This is a genomic window from Sphingobacterium siyangense, assembly GCF_023277505.1.
In the GTDB taxonomy this organism is placed as follows: domain Bacteria; phylum Bacteroidota; class Bacteroidia; order Sphingobacteriales; family Sphingobacteriaceae; genus Sphingobacterium; species Sphingobacterium siyangense.
In genome coordinates this window covers 845,849-864,586 of record NZ_CP080574.1, presented here as the reverse complement: position 1 = coordinate 864,586, position 18,738 = coordinate 845,849, and the positions used below count along the sequence as shown (strand labels likewise).

Annotated in this window: 15 protein-coding genes; 7 read left to right on the top strand and 8 right to left on the bottom strand. The window is 40.2% G+C overall.

Annotated elements, in window-relative coordinates:
• Positions 1-180 precede the first annotated feature (180 nt).
• Both K2F45_RS03595 and K2F45_RS03590 read left to right on the top strand, forming a co-directional pair.
• On the top strand, positions 181-2,076 hold the full coding sequence (locus K2F45_RS03595; protein ID WP_083663479.1) for a PAS domain-containing sensor histidine kinase: 1,896 nt from the start codon (positions 181-183) through the stop codon (positions 2,074-2,076).
• A gap of 155 nt (positions 2,077-2,231) precedes the next feature.
• Positions 2,232-2,639, top strand: a complete 408-nt coding sequence (locus K2F45_RS03590) for a response regulator (protein ID WP_075990996.1) — start codon at positions 2,232-2,234, stop codon at positions 2,637-2,639.
• A 107-nt stretch (positions 2,640-2,746) separates the two neighbouring features.
• Here the strand turns inward: K2F45_RS03590 and K2F45_RS03585 are convergent, their stop codons facing one another.
• Positions 2,747-4,522: an aminopeptidase P family protein gene (locus K2F45_RS03585; protein ID WP_075990995.1), complete on the bottom strand. Its 1,776-nt coding sequence runs from the start codon at positions 4,520-4,522 to the stop codon at positions 2,747-2,749.
• A 238-nt stretch (positions 4,523-4,760) separates the two neighbouring features.
• On the opposite strand from K2F45_RS03585, the gene dacB reads away from it, so the two are divergent.
• The 5 genes from dacB to K2F45_RS03560 all read left to right on the top strand — a co-directional run bounded on the left by dacB (position 4,761) and on the right by K2F45_RS03560 (position 12,435).
• Positions 4,761-6,185: a D-alanyl-D-alanine carboxypeptidase/D-alanyl-D-alanine endopeptidase gene (gene dacB, locus K2F45_RS03580; RefSeq protein ID WP_120333575.1), complete on the top strand. Its 1,425-nt coding sequence runs from the start codon at positions 4,761-4,763 to the stop codon at positions 6,183-6,185.
• Positions 6,186-6,278: 93 nt separating this feature from the next.
• The gene (locus K2F45_RS03575) at positions 6,279-8,561 is read left to right on the top strand and encodes an NADP-dependent malic enzyme (RefSeq protein ID WP_075990994.1); all 2,283 of its coding nucleotides are present in this window, start codon (positions 6,279-6,281) and stop codon (positions 8,559-8,561) included.
• Positions 8,562-8,593: 32 nt separating this feature from the next.
• On the top strand, positions 8,594-9,175 hold the full coding sequence (gene ruvA / locus K2F45_RS03570; protein ID WP_075990993.1) for a Holliday junction branch migration protein RuvA: 582 nt from the start codon (positions 8,594-8,596) through the stop codon (positions 9,173-9,175).
• A gap of 746 nt (positions 9,176-9,921) precedes the next feature.
• Positions 9,922-11,778 carry a beta-N-acetylhexosaminidase gene (locus K2F45_RS03565; protein ID WP_075990992.1) on the top strand — a complete coding sequence of 619 codons (1,857 nt, stop codon included), beginning with the start codon at positions 9,922-9,924 and terminating at the stop codon, positions 11,776-11,778.
• A gap of 180 nt (positions 11,779-11,958) precedes the next feature.
• On the top strand, positions 11,959-12,435 hold the full coding sequence (locus K2F45_RS03560) for a GAF domain-containing protein (RefSeq protein ID WP_248933015.1): 477 nt from the start codon (positions 11,959-11,961) through the stop codon (positions 12,433-12,435).
• 25 nt (positions 12,436-12,460) lie between these two features.
• Here the strand turns inward: K2F45_RS03560 and K2F45_RS03555 are convergent, their stop codons facing one another.
• The 7 genes from K2F45_RS03555 to hisC all read right to left on the bottom strand — a co-directional run bounded on the left by K2F45_RS03555 (position 12,461) and on the right by hisC (position 18,688).
• Positions 12,461-13,366, bottom strand: coding sequence for a WD40 repeat domain-containing protein (locus tag K2F45_RS03555; RefSeq protein ID WP_248933013.1), 906 nt, complete (start codon positions 13,364-13,366; stop codon positions 12,461-12,463).
• A gap of 300 nt (positions 13,367-13,666) precedes the next feature.
• On the bottom strand, positions 13,667-14,251 hold the full coding sequence (gene hisIE / locus K2F45_RS03550; RefSeq protein WP_075990989.1) for a bifunctional phosphoribosyl-AMP cyclohydrolase/phosphoribosyl-ATP diphosphatase HisIE: 585 nt from the start codon (positions 14,249-14,251) through the stop codon (positions 13,667-13,669).
• A 114-nt stretch (positions 14,252-14,365) separates the two neighbouring features.
• Complete coding sequence (gene hisF, locus K2F45_RS03545; RefSeq protein ID WP_075990988.1) at positions 14,366-15,118, bottom strand: imidazole glycerol phosphate synthase subunit HisF; 753 nt, start codon at positions 15,116-15,118, stop codon at positions 14,366-14,368.
• A 1-nt stretch (position 15,119) separates the two neighbouring features.
• Positions 15,120-15,872: a 1-(5-phosphoribosyl)-5-[(5-phosphoribosylamino)methylideneamino]imidazole-4-carboxamide isomerase gene (locus K2F45_RS03540; RefSeq protein WP_075990987.1), complete on the bottom strand. Its 753-nt coding sequence runs from the start codon at positions 15,870-15,872 to the stop codon at positions 15,120-15,122.
• Positions 15,873-15,884: 12 nt separating this feature from the next.
• Positions 15,885-16,484, bottom strand: coding sequence for an imidazole glycerol phosphate synthase subunit HisH (gene hisH / locus K2F45_RS03535; RefSeq protein ID WP_046672343.1), 600 nt, complete (start codon positions 16,482-16,484; stop codon positions 15,885-15,887).
• Position 16,485: 1 nt separating this feature from the next.
• Complete coding sequence (gene hisB / locus K2F45_RS03530; RefSeq protein ID WP_075990986.1) at positions 16,486-17,625, bottom strand: bifunctional histidinol-phosphatase/imidazoleglycerol-phosphate dehydratase HisB; 1,140 nt, start codon at positions 17,623-17,625, stop codon at positions 16,486-16,488.
• A 4-nt stretch (positions 17,626-17,629) separates the two neighbouring features.
• Positions 17,630-18,688, bottom strand: coding sequence for a histidinol-phosphate transaminase (gene hisC, locus K2F45_RS03525; RefSeq protein ID WP_248933012.1), 1,059 nt, complete (start codon positions 18,686-18,688; stop codon positions 17,630-17,632).
• Positions 18,689-18,738: the final 50 nt, after the last annotated feature.

Genomic DNA, 18,738 nt, shown 5'->3' with positions numbered 1-18,738 from the left:
CACCAGCAGGCAGATTACTATGCCTACATAACAATCTGCTTGCTAGCAATTTATACAAAAAGTTACATATTTTAATATTTATTTATTATTTTGGGGTAAAAGTTACCAATTTTGCAAATAGGGGCTGATAGGCCACTTATGCTTATAAATGAGAAAATTAACCCTAAACATTGTTAGATAATGCATCTGCAACGGTACTCTTTATCTGTGCTTTCTGACCAAACTGTAAATACAAGGTTGGAGGGATTAATCACGACCACCGATGATGGCACCATTCTACTGTTTAACAAACGCGCACAAGAGCTTTTAGACCTCGAAAGTACGGCAACCACCAACAAACTACATGATTTAATTACATTTTACTCAGCAGATGATCTTTCGGAACTATCGCCTACAGAAACGCCATTTTTTAGTGCTCTTTCCAAAAACCAAAACCAAAATGAAATTATCCTAGGACGAAAAAAGGATCAAGAGTTTAGATGGTATCAATTCAATGTTAATCTTATTATAGAAGACAATAAAAAAGGTCTTTTAATCTCATTTATTGATGTAACAAAATTGGTCAATAAAAATCGTGTCCTAGAAGATAAGCAACACCAACTTCAATTGCTTGTTGCCTCATTGAATGATCTTGTATTCGAAGTAACCGATACTGGGGTTTTTAAAAACTACTGGACCAACAATCCGGATCTATTGTTCTATACGCCAGAAGAATTTCTAAATAAGAGTCTCACGGAACTTTTCCCACCTGATCTTGCAGTGCCCGCTCTTCAATTAATACAAAGTTCATTAAAATTGGACCGCGAACTTAAGATGGATTTTCAATCCAATTTAAAAGAGCACAAAGACAAATGGTACCGTTTACAGATTAAACCTATACATAGGGCGCTGAACCGGGTAGCCCTGGTTATTTCCGACATTACAAAACAAGTCGAGTCCAATGAAAAGAGTAAATTCAATGAACACAAGTTTAATCAAGCATTTTATTTATCTGGTCTGGGAATCTCGTTAACAAGTCTCGAAGGTTACTGCATAGAATCCAATAACATGTTAACCAAAATTCTTGGTTATTCTCATGAAGAAATGTCGACAACCAAGTTTACTGATCGAACACACCCAGACGATATAGATAAAGATGTTGAACTTAGAGAAAAACTTGTCAGGGGCGAAATTGAAGCATTTACGCTTCAAAAACGCTATTTACATAAATTAGGGCATTTTGTTTGGTGTTCTGTAACGGTTGCGGCAGTTTTTGATAATGCCAATACCGCACAATTTCTGATCGTCCAGGTGCAGGATATTTCAGAATCAAAAAAGAATATCGAAATCCTAAAAAGGCAAAAGATTGAATCGGATCTAGTCAAAATAGATCTTGAAACCAAAATACGACAACTGGAAGAATTTGCTAACATCCTCGCTCATGATCTAAAGGGCCCGCTCAGCAATATACAGATGCTTATTGACGAAATCAAGGTAACGGATGATGAAAAAATAAAGGCTGATTTTATGAACCTTCTGCATATTAGCAGTGACAACCTGAACGAAACATTACATGATTTGGGGGGAATACTTGATATCAAATCAAACAATTCACTGATTTACGAGCAATGTAGTTTTCTAGACGTATTCAAAAAAGTGCAACAGCAATTTATGGAAGAAATACAGCAAAAAAATGCGACTATTTCCATCGAATTCAATGTAAAAGATATTTATTATCCAAAGATTTACCTGGAAAGTATCTTAAGCAATCTCCTGAGTAATGCACTCCGATTTACGGCAAAAGATAGAGCCCCTAGGATCGAAATACATACGCATCTGGAACAAGAAGGAACGTTATTAACGGTTAAAGACAACGGGCTGGGTATTAACATACCAAAATACAAATCTGAGCTATTTATGTTCAAAAAGGTTTTTCACCGTGGATTTGAGACTAAAGGTGTCGGATTATTTCTCATTAGATACCAGATCGAATCATTGGGCGGAAAGATCGATGTACAAAGTAAAATCGATTCGGGTAGCACCTTTTATGTCAAATTTTTAGAAAAAGCATATAAAGATCCGCTGATACAACTATAAAAAATAGCGTTCAATCCTGTTCGTAGAAAATAACTGCTAAGATCCTGGACAGCGTGATCTCACAAGTAAAAGAGTAAAAGAAAAACTGCGATGTCAATCAACGACAAAGATGAGGTTTATTGACACGATGAAAACAATTATTAATCAAAAAGACCATGAATCCTGAAACTAAAAGAACGATCATTCTCATTGATGATAATGCCATTTTACGCACTATTTTCGGCCATATGCTACAGGGATTTACCGACTATGAGATTGACTTTCATTCCTTCAAAAATGCACTGGATGCATTGGATTTTTTGGATAACAATGACATCTGCCAGTCGTTGATGCCACCCATACTCTTTGTGGATATCAATATGCCATTTATGACTGGTTGGGAGTTAATGGATGTACTTGAAAATAGGACAGACTTCATCAAACGAACCAAGATTTTTATTGTCAGCTCCTCTACGAGCAAAAACGATCAGGAGCAACTGGCAAATTACCCTTTTATAAGCGGTTTCATTCTGAAACCTTTTGGAAAAGAATCTATTTATGAGATTTTGAAAAAAATCGATTAAAAAAAAGCCCCCCAAACTTTATTACTTAATTATTGGAGGGGCCTTTTATTTTGACAACTTATTGTTGTGGACAGCGGACAGCCACTGTCGTTATTCTTTTTGAGCGATTAAATCGCCTGACACTTGTCTGCCAACCAATTCTTTTCCTCAACCGTAAGATGAGTCGATAATTGATCAAATACCCACTGATTATAGTTATTTAGCCAGGAAATATGTTTCTTATCCAATAAGGATTTTTCGATTAAATCGGTTGCGATATAACATATTGTTAGTGTCTCAAAGTCCAAGAAGTCTCCAAATTCGGAAGATCCTGCTCTACGGGTCAACACAAGGTTCTCAATGCGAATACCATGTTTGCCGACGCGATACAATCCAGGCTCTATTGAAGTGATCATACCTGGTTCAACAGCAACATCTATTGCTGCTGCATTGAACACTTGTGGACCTTCGTGTACATTCAAGAAGAAACCGACACCATGTCCCGTACCATGCCCATAATTGCGTAATGTTTCCCACAATGGACGACGCGTAATTGCATCGATCTGATAGCCGCGCGTTCCAGTAGGGAAGATAGCCTGAGAGCCTTCTATTGTTCCCTTGAGCACAAGGGTATAATCCTCTTTTTCCTCCTGCGTAAGACCTCCAAGCGTTACCACTCTGGTAATATCCGTTGTCCCTGTAGTATATTGCCCCCCAGAATCGACCAATAGTAAACCTTTAGGCTCTAGTGTATAATTCGATTTTTCATTAGCCGAATAATGCGGCAGGGCACCGTGATCCAAATATCCCGCAATTGTCGTGAAAGAGACATCAACAAAGCCATCTTGACTTTCACGAAATCCACGTAATTTGTCAGCAATAGATAATTCAGAAAGCTCACCAGAGGAGACATTCTCTTCCAACCATTTGAAGAAACGAGTCAACGCTATACCGTCTTTTACAAACGTATGGCGGTTATTTTCAACTTCAACCTTATTCTTAATTGCTTTTAAACTCGTCGAAGGGTTTATTTTCTCAACAATTTTAACCTCTTTAGGTACGCTGTCGAAAACAGCAAAACAGGTACGTTTTGGATCGATAAGAATAGATGCAACCTCCAATGTCGGAACTGTCTCAAAGAGATCCTCATAAGCTGCAATATCCACTCCGTAGCCTTTAAGTTCTTCCGTTGCCTGAGCTGTCAGCTTCGAAGGTTCAATATAAAGCGTTGCATTTTCTGCTGTAATCAATACAAATCCCAAAACAACAGGGTTACAAGGTACATCTTGACCACGGATGTTTAATAACCAGGCCAGGTCATCCAAAGATGAGATCAGATGAGCCTCCGTTCTATTCTTTTTCATCTCCGCGCGGACAGCTTCAATTTTAGAAACCGTTGACTGTCCCGTAATATTTTCGTCCAGCAGGTAGGCCTGTGCCTTAGGAAGCTCTGGTCGTCCTTCCCATAATGATGACAACAGGTCAACATGACCATCTACTTTAATCTCCAAAGGCTCCAAAGTATGCTGAACAGATTGAGCCACCAATAAAGAAGCGAGATTGCCATCAAAAGCAACCTTAGCACCAGCACCCAACTGCTCGCCCAACCAATCTGCATACTCCGCTGCGCCCTGCACTTTCAATTTCACTAATTCAAAACCTGTTCCTGCCAATTGCTCCGCTGCTTGGACAAAATAGCGAGAATCGGTCCAAAGGCCGGCAAAATCTTGTGTGATTGCCAACGTACCTGCCGACCCGGTAAAACCCGAGGCCCAGGCAATGCATTTATAACGTTCCGGTAGATATTCACTAATATGAGGATCTGAAGATGGAATGATATATCCATCGATTCCCTGAACCTTCATCGCCTCACGAATGGCAGCTAATTTTTCGATATGCTTCATGTCGTCTATACAATTTTATGCAAGTTAGGATTTTTTAGGGTCGAATGCCTAACTTTAAGCCAAATAAAACAAACGAAGTACAGCGAACGCTTTTCCCTTAAAATAGGCTGCGTTCAAGTCATCATGATAAATCCAATGGAATATCCATGATTGCCTGCACGAATATAGATAACCGTGTTTGCAAACTCATTGAAGATAAACTGGGATATACCCTAGGACGATAAAAAAAATAGTATATATGAACCAATTTCTGCTAAGTACCATTGCTTTTTCTACTTACGCGTTAACGACCGTTACCACTCCATTATTTGCGCAGGATCTTCGCAGTAAAATTCAGGATGCTTTTACGCAGTTTCAAAATCAGGAAAGCCTCAGGAATGGTTTGAGCTCACTGATAGTTTTCGATGGAAAAACAGGTCAGACTGTATTCGCAGCAAATGAAAATATCGGACTAGCAACCGCGTCCACCATGAAGGTAATCACTTCGGCCACGGCATTGGACTTCCTGGGTAAGAATTTTCAGTTCAAAACAACCCTGTATTATACAGGTGAAATCGACGAGAACGGTGTGTTAAACGGAAGTATTATTGTGACAGGTACGGGAGACCCTACCCTTGGCAGCGCTCGCTATCCGGAGACTCAGGCAACAACGATACTGAACAAGTGGCTTACAGCGATCCAAAATGCCGGTATCAAAAGTATTAATGGCGCTATTATCGCCGATGATCGGCTTTATAATGGGAACCAGCTTCCGGGTGGCTGGATCTGGACTGACATGGGTAACTACTACGGCGCGGGGATTTCTTCGCTCAATTGGTGTGAGAACGCTTTTGGCATAAATTTTACCCCAAGTAATAAAATTGGCGCCAAAGCGGAGATCCTTAGTTATACAGCCCAAGTTCCCTACCTGGAAATTATCAATGAAACAACCACTGGTAAATCGGGAAGCGGCGACAACGTATACGCCTATGCTGCCCCCTATTCAACCAAGATATTTGTGCGTGGTTCGTATGGGCAGGATCTCAAGAAAACAATTGAGCTCTCCTCTCCCGATCCAGCTTATGATCTCGCTTATCAATTAAACGAAGTCCTAAACAACAACGGTATTGTTGCCAGCGAACGGCCTGCTACTGGAACAAAGATGGATTCAGTTGATGTTTCAAAAAAACAAACCCTGGATATCCACCTATCCCCAACCTTAGATAAAATTGTCTACTGGTTTAACCAAAAGAGCATCAATCTCTATGGAGAAGCCCTATTGAAAGCGATCGCTTATACGACAGCGGGTAAAACAGGTACCGACGATGGCGCCTATTATATCCAAAAATATTGGAACGCCAAATTAGGCATAAAATCCAGTGAACTCAATAGTATGGATGGTTCGGGACTATCACCTCAAAATCGAGTGACCACAGCCGCGATGAATAAGATTATGCAGTATGCACAAAAACAAAGTTGGTACCCTGCTTTCTATGAAAGTCTTCCCACCTATAACAATATGAAGATGAAAAGTGGAACAATCGGCGGCGTACTTGGTTATACAGGTGTACATACCAATAAAACAGGACAGTCATTTACCTACACGTTACTGGTTAACAACTATGCTGGGTCGGCCTCCAGCATGCGTCAGCAAATGTTTAAACTGTTGGATGTCCTGAAGTAACATATTATTGTCTAATTATAATAAGATATTGGCAAATATTTCCAATTATCAAAAAGAATGATAGATTTGTAGCCTTAAATTAATAAAATCGTAATGAGTAACACTAATCGTAAACAGGCAGCGTTAAACTACCACGCAATGGGTAGACCTGGTAAAATAGCTGTTGTTCCGACCAAACCAACAAATTCGCAAAGAGACTTATCATTAGCATATTCTCCAGGTGTAGCGGAGCCATGTTTGGCTATTGCTGAGAACAAAGAAGATGCTTATAAATATACCGCAAAAGGAAACCTTGTTGCTGTTATCAGTAATGGTACAGCAGTATTGGGCTTAGGCGATATCGGCGCCCAAGCTGGTAAACCAGTCATGGAAGGTAAGGGTTTATTATTCAAAATTTTTGCCGACATTGATGTATTTGACATCGAAGTGGACACCAAAAATGTTGATGAGTTTGTCAACATTGTCAAAGCATTGGAGCCTACTTTTGGAGGGATCAACCTGGAAGATATCAAAGCACCGGAATGTTTTGAAATCGAACGCCGTCTAAAAGAAGAAATGAACATCCCGGTGATGCACGATGACCAACATGGTACAGCAATCATCTCAGGTGCAGCATTGATCAACGCCTGTGAAATTATCGGTAAAGATATTTCAAAAGTAAAAATCGTCGTCAATGGTGCTGGAGCGGCTGCAATGTCGTGTACTGCAATGTATATTTCAGTAGGTGCTAGCAAAGAAAATATTGTGATGCTGGATAGCAAAGGTGTAATCCGTACTGATAGAGAAAATCTAGACAGTATGAAAGCACAATATGCAACAGATCGCGATATTCACACCCTGGCAGATGCTGTAAAAGATTCGGATGTATTTATCGGTCTATCGGCAGCAGACGTCATGTCGGCAGAGATGTTGTTATCGATGGCTCCAAACCCAATTGTATTGGCGATGGCAAATCCAAATCCTGAGATTGCTTACGATTTGGCAATGGCAACACGTAACGATATTATCATGGGTACGGGTCGTTCAGATTATCCCAACCAAGTAAACAATGTATTGGGTTTCCCATATATCTTCCGTGGTGCTTTGGATGTACGTGCAACAGCAATTAACGAGGAAATGAAAATTGCCGCAGTGCGTGCAATTGCAGATTTGGCGAAACAACCTGTTCCAGAAGAAGTAAATCAAGCCTATAACACGAGCAATTTAAAATTCTCGGAAGAATATATCATTCCAAAACCTACCGATCCGCGTTTGATCACTGAAGTTTCCATGGCTGTTGCAAAAGCTGCCATCGCATCAGGTGTAGCAAAGACCGTAATCGAAGATTGGGATCAATACAGCGATGCCCTACGTAAACGTCTTGGTAAAGATGATGCGATTATGCGCAATTTGACTATGGCTGCAAAAAGAGATCCTAAACGTGTTGTTTTTGCAGAAGCAGACAATTACAAAACGTTGCGTGCGGCACAGATTGTTAAAGAAGAGGGCATTGCGATTCCAATTCTTTTAGGTAGAAGAGATAAAATCGAACGTTTAATCAAAGAATATGCTTTTGAATTGGATGGTCTTGAAATTATCGACCCAGTTGCTGAAGTTGACAACGAAACGGAGCGTTCGAAGAAATTTATTGAGCATCTTTACATCAAAAGACAACGCCGTGGTATATCGAAATACGATGCCCGTAAGTTGATGTACGACCGCAACTATTTTGGCGCCTCTTTAGTGGAATTTGGCGAAGCTGATACCCTAATTTCCGGTATGACCAAAAATTATGCAAATACAATCCGTCCGGCATTACATGTAATCGGTGCTAAACCAGGCAGCCGTGTCGCAGGTATGTATATGATGTTAACAAAAAAAGGACCAATCTTCATGGGTGATACAACCGTAAATGAAGACCCTACAGCACAAGAACTAGCAGACATTACCCTGTTATTGGATAAAGCTGTGAAACGCATGAACATTCAGCCACGTATTGCGTTACTATCTTACTCTAATTTTGGTTCAAGTGAAGGAAAAACGCCAACAAAAGTAAGAGCGGCAGCGCAGATCCTACACGATCAACATCCAGAGATTATTGCTGATGGTGATTTACAAGCAAACTTCGCCTTAAACAGCGAAATGTTGACAGCAAACTTCCCTTTCAGCTGCTTAAATGGAAAATCTGCGAATACACTCGTATTTCCCAATTTGGAGTCCGGAAATATCGCTTATAAATTATTGCAAGAAGTTGGTGAAGCTGAGGCTGTAGGTCCAATCCTTTTGGGTATGAACAAACCAATTCACGTATTGCAATTGGACAGCTCTGTGCGCGAAATCGTCAATATGGTTACCATTGCCGTAGTAGATGTACAAGCACATCTTAAAAATTTATAGAAAAGCTTAAAATCTTCCTATATTCGTATACTATGTACGAATATTTCAATGGAAAATTAGCATATAAAGCCCCCACTCATGTTGTTATCGATGTGAGTGGGATTGGTTATTATGTCCACATCTCTCTCTATACCTTCTCCCAAATCAAGGATCAGGAAAATTGCAAACTATTTATATCACTTCAAGTTCGGGAAGACTCACACACGCTTTATGGCTTTGCGACAGAAGGCGAGAAAAAATTATTCGAAAATTTGATCTCTGTTTCTGGTATTGGCCCCAATACAGGCCGCATGATCCTATCGTCAAACACACCCGATGAGATCCAGTCTGCCATCGTCAATGGCCAGGTTGCCCTAATTCAAAAGATTAAAGGAATCGGCCCTAAAACAGCACAACGTCTTATACTGGAACTTCAGGATAAATTAAAAAAACAGGGTTTCGAAGCCTTGGCATCACCTATCCAATCCCAATCTGTGCCAGAAGAAGCTTTATCAGCGCTGGTCATGCTCGGATTCAACAAAGCCGCGGCAGAGAAGGTCTTAAATACCATTTTAAAGACCGAAAGCAATCTTTCCGTAGAGGATATGATCAAATTAGCATTGAAACGACTTTAATGCATAAACATGAGCAGTACGTATCCGATATTAATCATTAGATAACGGATACGTACTGCTAATGCTGTATCGTAAAAGATATAAAGGAACCTTCGGGTTCCTTTGTCATTTCCCGAACCTCAGTTTTGCAATAAATCGAGGACAAATTAGGAAGCATCACAACAGCGATTTATTCTTTAAAAAGGCGGGCCCTTTCCTTCTTTTCGCTTTGGTTTTTAGATACAGCAAACGGACATCAAATAGGGATCAAATTTGGTCTTTTGACACTATTTATTCAGTGCTTGTTCAGTGATTGTTCAGTGCTTGCTCAGTGATCAGTCAGTGAAGACTGAATAAGCACTGAGTAAGCACTGTCTAAAAATTGATTAAATATTATGTTTATTTTGAACTTGAAATCAACCAATTATAGCCATCTTCAAAATGGCGTTTGAGGGGCTGTTACCAAAAAAGCAGATTCCGTTGTGCCCGTCACTGAACAGCTGCTCAGTAGAACACGGATAGATACAGTTAAAAGGCATAAATTTTTTCACCTAAATTTGGATACTATTCCCCGAAGTAAAATATCCCCTTTAACAGACTAAACAAACGATTGACCTACCCCAAACACGCTATTATCCAAACTACTTCTAAGTGCCCAAAAACCCTTTCAACAGTGTTTTCATACCCTATTTGTTACATTTCCTCTTTGCTAAAACGTATTTATTCAGCTATTTTTAGGACTTCTTATTTCAGTTATAATCTCACGCATGAAGAAACTATTTTCACTTGCGCTGGCTCTAAGTGTAGGAGCAGCAGTATTTGCGCAAGAAAAGAAAGATGCTACCTTGAACATTGTGCCATTACCACAACAGGTTCAAATTAAAAATGGTACGTTTAAAATCAACGCTAACACCAAAATCGCCTTTGATAGCGAAGAGGACAAAAAAGTCGCTACGCTGTTTCAGGATTTCCTAAAAAGCAACTACAATCTCAATTTATCAGTAGTGAAATCAGCGAGCAGCAATACGATCTATTTCTCCTCCAAAAACGCAAAATCCACTAATGCTGAAGCGTATGAACTTAACATAAGTTCGGACCGCGCAACTATTAGCGGAAAAGGTGCCGGTCTATTTTATGGTATGCAATCGTTGATCCAACTGCTACCTGTAGATAAAAATGCCAGCATAGAAATTCAACAAGCTTCAATCCAGGATGAACCTCGTTTTGCCTATCGTGGATTACATCTCGATGTTGGCCGTCACTTCTTTCCTGTAGAATTTGTAAAAAAATACATTGATATTCTGGCATCTTACAAATTGAATACGTTTCATTGGCATTTGACAGACGACCAAGGCTGGCGTATAGAAATCAAATCACATCCAAAATTGACTCAAGTTGGCGGTTACCGCAAGCAAACACTGCTGGGTAACTACAAGACAGATGGCGATTATGACAATACACCTTATGGTGGTTTCTATACCCAGGACCAAATCAAAGAAGTGGTTGCCTATGCAAAAGCTAAATATGTAACGGTTATACCCGAAATCGAGATGCCAGGACATGCATTAGCAGCACTTTCGGCTTACCCAGAATTGGGCTGTGGTGATAAGCCAGGACCTTACACAGCTGCTCAGACTTGGGGAGTGTTTGACGATGTTTTCTGTGCCGGAAAAGAAGAGACATTCAAATTATTGGAAGATGTAATTGATGAAGTCATTCCCCTATTCCCCAGCGAATATATCCACATCGGTGGTGATGAGTGTCCAAAAACAAAATGGAAAACATGTCCATTTTGTCAAAAAAGAATCAAGGACAACAACCTCAAAGATGAACATGAGTTACAGAGCTATTTTATCCAACGTATGGAAAAATACATCAATAGTAAAGGTAAACGTATCATTGGATGGGATGAGATCTTAGAGGGCGGTTTAGCGCCTAATGCGACTGTCATGAGCTGGAGAGGCGATCAAGGCGCAATTGATGCAGCCAATCAAGGTCACGATGTGATCATTACGGCAAACAGCTATGGTCTATATTTTGATCACAAACAAGGTCCTGATCAAAACAGAGAACCTTTAAGTATCGGCGGACTTTCCACATTGAGCAAAGTATATTCGTCAGACCCAATGCCTAGCAAAATTGCTGAGAACAACAAGAAACACGTTTTAGGTGTACAGGCAAATATTTGGACAGAGTACATTGGATCGTCCAATAAAGTCGAATTTACAGTGTTACCGCGCGTTTTAGCGCTTTCTGAAATTGCCTGGACTCAGCCAGAGAAAAAGAACTGGAAAAATTTCGCAGAACAGCGTGCAGCAAATCAGCTGGCTAAACTTGACCAAACCAATACATTCTATCGTGTACCGGAAGTATATGGTATAACAGATACCACCGTATATGCTTCGGAATATACGATCAGAGGCTTGAAACCATCTGTTGAAGGGGCCAAAATTTATTACACATTGGACAACTACGATCCTTCAGAATTGGATTTAGAATATACAGGTCCAGTAAAAATTACAGTTCCAAATAGTAAGGAACGTGTTTTCAAAGCCGTTGTTGTAACGCCTTCCGGCAAAAGAAGCAACTACATTCGGGTGAATATTATCAACACCAAGAAATAATAACATTTGCCTGATAAGAAAGCGCTAATATTCTGTTAACTTTGAACAGCGTATTAGCGCTTTTTCATTTCATGCAGGTTGGGACTCAATATGCCGTGAAGCTTTCCGGACAGGCAAAACATGCTTGGCAATTGTAATCCTGATAGCAAATGCATGATTATTTTTTTTACATAGATTTTTATGGCAGAGGATTTACAAATAGCTAAAGGTAGCAAAGAAGAACAATATCAAAATTTACTTCCTCAGATTGGAGGACTTTTACAAGGCGAGCCTAATCAAATTGCCAATTTGGCTAACATCGCTGCTGCACTGAAAGAACAATTCAATTTTTTCTGGGTTGGTTTCTATCTTGTTGATGGAGACGAGCTCGTATTAGGCCCTTTTCAGGGGCCCGTTGCATGCACGCGTATCAAGAAAGGCCGTGGCGTATGTGGGGGGGCTTGGGCACAGGAAAAAACATTGATTGTTCCTGATGTGGAGCAATTTCCGGGACACATTGCCTGTAGTTCGCTCTCGCGGTCCGAAATAGTGCTACCCGTTTTAAAACAGGGACAGATTATCGGTGTGCTGGACGTTGACAGCAGTGAATTAAATAGTTTTGATGAAGTCGATGAGAAATACCTTACGCAGGTATTACAGCTTTTAGACAGCGAATAGATAAGCTACGCTATTTTTTGATCATTTATTTATTTTCAAATTCCCAGACCTTCACTAATTTGTCATCGCCGACACTAAAGAAATATTGTCCATTTTCGGACCATGCTCCTGCATTTACAGATAAATGATGACCATCTTGCATCTTCTCGCGGCTCATATTTTTCAATAGTGCAAAATCGGCTGTGGACCAAAATTTCAACGATTTATCGCGACTGACAGTTGCAAAAATTGGCGCTTCAGGATGGGGATATATTCCGTATACGGTAAAAAGATGAGGTACAAAGGAAAAATGAATTGTCAATTGATTTGGATCTGAAATCACCAATTGCGCATCCCTTCCACCACTTAGCAATTTATTATGGATAAATGCCAGCGACGTTGCGGGCATACTATGCAATTTTGATTCAGTAATAATATGAAAGTCAGCACTATCCAACATATAAACCTGTCCATCTTTATCGCCCAATGCTATTCGTCCAAGTCCTTCATCAATTGCAATTGTTCGAATTGTTGTTGGGGATATACGCTTTTCGTAAATATTTTTATAAGTTGCCAAATCAATGACATACAATGTCCCCTCTTCACCTACCGCCAAAAGCTCATTTTTCCAGGACATATAAGCCAATGCAAAAATAGCTTGGGTGCTCAGTTGTATGCTTGCTAAAAGCTTCTGCTCTTCTACATGTACAAAAAGTAGCTTGCCCTCGCGCAAGGCTATGGCCAGAATCGGCGTACCCGTTATCAACCGTAAAGCGTATACCGATGAACTTACTGCGCAGAGAATACGCTTAAATGCATTCTGCTCAATATCCCATTCGACAACGCCCTTATCGTTACCAGCTGTAAAAAATGTGTGCGTATAATAACCCTTCTCTACACAAAAAATAGGGTTTTGATGTCCTGGTAATGTCGATTTTAATGTAATATTCATAGTAATTTCGCTTAAACTCCTTCTCCAGCCGGATCGCATATTTTACGCCCAGTTTTTATGCTGTAGGACTAAATTCTCCACTGATCGAACTGTGAGTCCAGTAAAAATCAATACAGCAATACGTATTGTTAGCCGGTAGAAACAAGAAGTGCAGTATATCCACAAATATACTGCACTTCTTAGACTATTTTGTCATCTTAGCTTAAAGCCTTCTCCCCGTTTCGGATTTTGTTCAACGGTGTTGCCATCTTCCGATTTTAAGTGAGCTAGGAGCATGAAGTAAGATGTCCCTTCAACTACCTATTGATGTCTGCTCTCGAGGTTTTTCGCAATTGTTTCCAATGAAAATCCTTTCTCACGCAACAATACGATCAAATGAAACAGTAAGTCTGAAGTTTCATTGATAAAATCAGTATCTGTTTCTGTCAATGCTGCAATTACTGTTTCTACGGCTTCCTCGCCAACTTTTTGCGCAATCTTATTGATACCGCGAGAACGCAGACGATTGACATAAGATTCGTCAGAAGGATGTTCATAGCGATGGTTGACAATACGTTCTAGCTCCAACAGAAAATTTTGGTTGAAGTCTGTACTGAAACAGCTTCTGCTTCCTGTATGACAGGTCGGCCCCATTGGTTCTGCTTTGATCAAAACAGTATCCTTATCACAATCAACATGGATGCTTTTTACATTCAAAAAGTTTCCACTCTCCTCTCCTTTTGTCCAAAGGCGATTTTTGCTTCGGGAGAAAAACGTAACACGTTTCTCTGCTTGTGTTTTCTCCCAAGCTTTCTCGTTCATATAGCCTAACATCAACACTTCCAACGTTTGGAAGTCCTGCACAATCACTGGAACGAGGCCGTCACTTTTTGCAAAATCTAACATGATTTTAGTATTTCAATTTTTAATTATTTTCGAAGAGCCATGAGCTCTCTTTTAACTTCTCAGGATTGCATTCAGCAAGTTTATGGCTTACTTCTCCTTGATCGATCTTGTTTCCTATCTTACGACAATTCCATTTTGACGCAAAGTAGCTTTAAGATCGGGAATCAATATTTCACCATAATGGAAGACCGATGCCGCCAGGGCAGCATCTACGTTAGCTTGCTGAAAAACATCCACAAAATGCTGTTGATTACCAGCTCCGCCAGAAGCAATCAGTGGAATATGAATCTGGTCGTTTATTGTTTTTAAAAAACCATTGTCAAAGCCATTTTTTGTTCCGTCATGATCCATTGACGTCAGCAGGATCTCTCCCGCTCCACGTTCCTGCGCTTCAAGTATCCAATCCGCTGTGTTCAATTCCGTCCTAATGCGTCCACCACTCAGATGGACAAAATGCTGTCCGTCGATGGACCGGGTATCGACAGCAACCACAACAAATTGTGCACCAAAAGCTGCCGCCATCTGATTGATAAGATCGGGGTTACGTACCGCCGCGGAATTGATGGAAATTTTATCTGCACCTGCATTCAACAGAATGTCAGCATCTTTGATTTCATTGATACCACCGCCAATTGTAAAAGGAATATTCACCTGACGTGCGACCGCTTTGACTAAATCAATTGTCGTTTTACGCTCCTCATGTGTCGCTGTAATATCCAGGAAAACGAGTTCATCCGCCCCTTGTTGAGAATACTCATAGGCCAATTCAACGGGATCACCCGCATCGCGCAGATCCACAAAATTGACTCCTTTTACAGTCCGCCCATCTTTGACATCCAAACAGGGAATTATACGTTTTGCCAGCATTTTAAAATCTGATTAACGATTTTAAATTCCAATCTTTGATTTCATCGATCGAGATTCTATTTTCATAGATTGCTTTACCAACGACAACAGATTCTACACTGCCCAGCTCCTGAAGTTTCTGAATATCGTCCATTGAACTGATCCCGCCAGAAGCAATTAACTTGATAATTGGAGAATGGTTCAACAACTTTTGGTACAATTCAACACCTGCACCGCCCAATTTACCATCTTTACTAATATCGGTACATAAGAACCTAAAGAATCCTAAAACCAAGCATTTATCAATATATTCGATCAATTTGATTGGAGAGCTTTCCAGCCACCCGGAGTATTTGATGACTTCATCCAATACGTCTATCGCTATGACAATGTGGTCTGCATATTTTACTTTACCTTCATTCAATGTCGCCAGTTCCTCCAAAAATGAAGGATTTGTAATTGCCTGTGTTCCGACAATAACGCGATAAACACCCGCATCTACCAATTCTTTAACCTTCTCTATGCTTCTAACACCACCGCCATATTGAATCTTCATATCCGTCTTCTGAATGATATCAAATAAATAGGCCTGATTGCTGAAGTCTCCTTTTGCACCATTTAAATCAATGATATGGACGAGTTCCGTACCATTTGCGCGGTAGGTTTCGATTTGCTCTTCTAAACTAATCGCATACGTTGTAACGTCATTGTAGTTACCCTCTCTCAAACGGACAACTTTTTTGTCCAAGACGTCTATTGCTGGAATGATATACATAGTCGAATATTTTTAATCAATTTGAATAGTTGAAAAATTGAGCAACAGCTGCTCTCCTGCTTTTCCAGATTTCTCTGGATGGAATTGTACGCCAAAGAAGTTGTCTTTAGAAATTGCAGCCGAAAAAGGCTGTCCATAGACACATTTTGCCGCGGTATATGTCGCATCGAATTCGATAAAGTACGAGTGGACAAAATAAAAATAAGTTTGATCTTCAATATGTGCAAATAAAGGACTATTTGCTGGCACGGAAACACTATTCCAGCCCATATGTGGTACTTTACCCGACTTTTCGGCATCAAAATGCAACGTCTTCAAAGGAAAAAGCTTTAACATTTCGGCATTTCCTTCTTCTGAAAAAGCCGTCAGTAATTGCATACCAACACAAATCCCCAATACAGGCTTTTTTAGCTTTTTGATATAAGGCACCAATCCTGATTCCTGTAGTTTGTCCATTGCTGCGCCAGCATGCCCCACTCCAGGAATGATGATACGATCGTATTGATCGATCTCATCTGCGGTATTGACCATACCATAGGTAAGCCCAACACGATCCAGTGCCGCTGTCAAAGAGAAAATATTCCCCGCACCGTAATTAATAATTCCTATCATCTTACAATACTCCTTTTGTACTTGGCAATTGCATATGGTCGGCATCGCGTCTTACCGCCTTCTTGATAGATTTAGCAAAAGCTTTGAAGATCGCTTCGATCTTATGGTGCTCATTGTCACCTTCAGCTTTAATGTTTAAATTCGATCGTGAAGCATCTGAAAACGACTTAAAGAAGTGGAAAAACATTTCCGTAGGCATATCGCCGATCTTCTCCCGTTTAAATTCCGCATCCCACACAATCCAGTTGCGACCACCAAAATCCAATGCAACCTGAGCCAAACAATCATCCATTGGCAAAGTATAGGAATAGCGCTCAATTCCACGTTTGTCCCCTAAAGCCTTCAAAAAGACCTCACCAAGTGCGATACCCGTATCTTCGATGGTATGATGTTCGTCGATATGAAGATCACCTTTCGCCTTAATGGTCAAATCAAGTGCTCCATGTCTAGCCAATTGATCCAACATATGGTCGAAAAACGGCAATCCCGTTTCGATATCAGACTTACCCGAACCATCCAAATTCAACTGAATAAAAATATCCGTTTCATTGGTTTTACGATGATGTTCGGCAGTGCGCGTACCCAATTTAAGGAATTCATACACCGTCTTCCAATCTGTTGTCTCTAAAGCTATAACAGTTGAATCTATCGCAAGGTTTTCCAAAGCACCTAATTGATCGTTAGCACGCAGCCAAATTGCCTTTGCGCCGAGGTTTTGTGCTAATTTAACATCATTCACACGATCGCCGATGACGAACGATTGGCTCAAATCGTATTTCGACGTATCAAAATAAGCTCCAAGCATACCAACTCCCGGTTTTCGGGTTTCCGCATTCTCGTGTGGAAAAGTTTTATCAATATGTTCCTCGGCAAACACTACTCCTTCTCCTGCAAACGTATCAATCACAAAATGATGGACTGGCCAGAAATTCTCCTCCGGATGGGAAGACGTTCCTAAACCATCTTGGTTGGAAACCAAGATCAATTCGAAATCCAGCTCCTTTGCGATACGTGGAAGATACTGCAAAGCACCAGGATAGAATTTTAATTTGGCAAAAGAATCGATTTGTTCGTCTTCAGGTTCCAAAATTAATGTTCCATCGCGGTCTATAAACAGTACACGTTTTAAGTTATCAGGCATAGTATTATTTATTGATTTGATTAAGTTTTTCTAACAATATTTGATTTTCTGCAGGCGTTCCAACAGTGATCCGTAGGCAGCCTTCACATAATTCGACTTTGGATCTATCTCTAACGATAATTCCATATTGAACTAGATAATCGTAAACTTCACGTGGCTGCTCCATCTTGACCAAAATAAAGTTGGCATCAGAAGGTGTAATATGCTGCACATAGTCCAGTTCAAGCAATTCACGCACGAGTTTCTCGCGCTCCGCCACCGTCTCCTTGATCCAGCCATTGACTTGATCAACCTGATCTAAGGCTTCCAATACAATATCTTGTGTAGCCTGGTTAATGTTGTATGGTGGTTTTATTTTATTGTAAACAGCTATAATCTCTTTACTGGCAAAAGCCATGCCCAGGCGTAGCGCCGCAAGCCCCCAAGCTTTAGACAAAGTCTGCAATACCACTAGATTAGGGTATTCAGCCAGTTCTTGCGTAAATGACTTGACAGCAGAAAAATTAATATAAGCCTCATCCACAACAACAAGCCCCTGAAAATTATTCAAGATCGTTTCAATATCCTGACGACGGATAGAATTTCCCGTCGGATTATTTGGTGAACAGATAAAAATCAGTTTAGTATGTGCGTCTATTGCATTGGCAATACCATCCAAATCCAGCTGGTAATCAGCAGTAAGGTTTACCTTTTTGAAAGCAACATCATTGATGTTCGCAGAAACTTCATACATCCCGTAAGTTGGCGGAACTAATATGACATTGTCAACACCAGGGGTACAAAATGCACGGTATAAAATATCAATAGCTTCATCACTTCCATTTCCCAAAAAGATATGCTCTGATGGTACACCTTTTATTTTAGAAAGTTTTGCTTTAACTTGATGTTGGAGAGGGTCTGGATATCGGTTGTAATCATGGTTTAAGGGGGATCCAAAAGGATTTTCATTGGCATCAATCAATATGGATGCCTCCCCTTTAAATTCATCTCTTGCGGATGAATAAGGTACGAGCTTCTTAATATTTTCCCGTAGTAGGTTGTTTAAGTTGAATGGATTATCCATTATAAAAAAATTAGAGCCGTAAACTTAGATAAATTGTTCATCATATGCAA

What these genes read in the sequence shown, in the direction of transcription:
- K2F45_RS03560 (WP_248933015.1), top strand. Translation starts at nt 11,959, where the DNA reads ATGGCAGAGGATTTACAAATAGCTAAAGGTAGCAAAGAAGAACAATAT.
- dacB (WP_120333575.1), top strand. Translation starts at nt 4,761, where the DNA reads ATGAACCAATTTCTGCTAAGTACCATTGCTTTTTCTACTTACGCGTTA.
- hisB (WP_075990986.1), bottom strand. Translation starts at nt 17,625, where the DNA reads ATGCCTGATAACTTAAAACGTGTACTGTTTATAGACCGCGATGGAACA.
- K2F45_RS03565 (WP_075990992.1), top strand. Translation starts at nt 9,922, where the DNA reads ATGAAGAAACTATTTTCACTTGCGCTGGCTCTAAGTGTAGGAGCAGCA.
- hisC (WP_248933012.1), bottom strand. Translation starts at nt 18,688, where the DNA reads ATGGATAATCCATTCAACTTAAACAACCTACTACGGGAAAATATTAAG.
- K2F45_RS03585 (WP_075990995.1), bottom strand. Translation starts at nt 4,522, where the DNA reads ATGAAGCATATCGAAAAATTAGCTGCCATTCGTGAGGCGATGAAGGTT.
- hisIE (WP_075990989.1), bottom strand. Translation starts at nt 14,251, where the DNA reads ATGTTAGATTTTGCAAAAAGTGACGGCCTCGTTCCAGTGATTGTGCAG.
- K2F45_RS03555 (WP_248933013.1), bottom strand. Translation starts at nt 13,366, where the DNA reads ATGAATATTACATTAAAATCGACATTACCAGGACATCAAAACCCTATT.
- ruvA (WP_075990993.1), top strand. Translation starts at nt 8,594, where the DNA reads ATGTACGAATATTTCAATGGAAAATTAGCATATAAAGCCCCCACTCAT.
- hisF (WP_075990988.1), bottom strand. Translation starts at nt 15,118, where the DNA reads ATGCTGGCAAAACGTATAATTCCCTGTTTGGATGTCAAAGATGGGCGG.
- K2F45_RS03590 (WP_075990996.1), top strand. Translation starts at nt 2,232, where the DNA reads ATGAATCCTGAAACTAAAAGAACGATCATTCTCATTGATGATAATGCC.
- K2F45_RS03595 (WP_083663479.1), top strand. Translation starts at nt 181, where the DNA reads ATGCATCTGCAACGGTACTCTTTATCTGTGCTTTCTGACCAAACTGTA.
- K2F45_RS03575 (WP_075990994.1), top strand. Translation starts at nt 6,279, where the DNA reads ATGAGTAACACTAATCGTAAACAGGCAGCGTTAAACTACCACGCAATG.
- K2F45_RS03540 (WP_075990987.1), bottom strand. Translation starts at nt 15,872, where the DNA reads ATGTATATCATTCCAGCAATAGACGTCTTGGACAAAAAAGTTGTCCGT.
- hisH (WP_046672343.1), bottom strand. Translation starts at nt 16,484, where the DNA reads ATGATAGGAATTATTAATTACGGTGCGGGGAATATTTTCTCTTTGACA.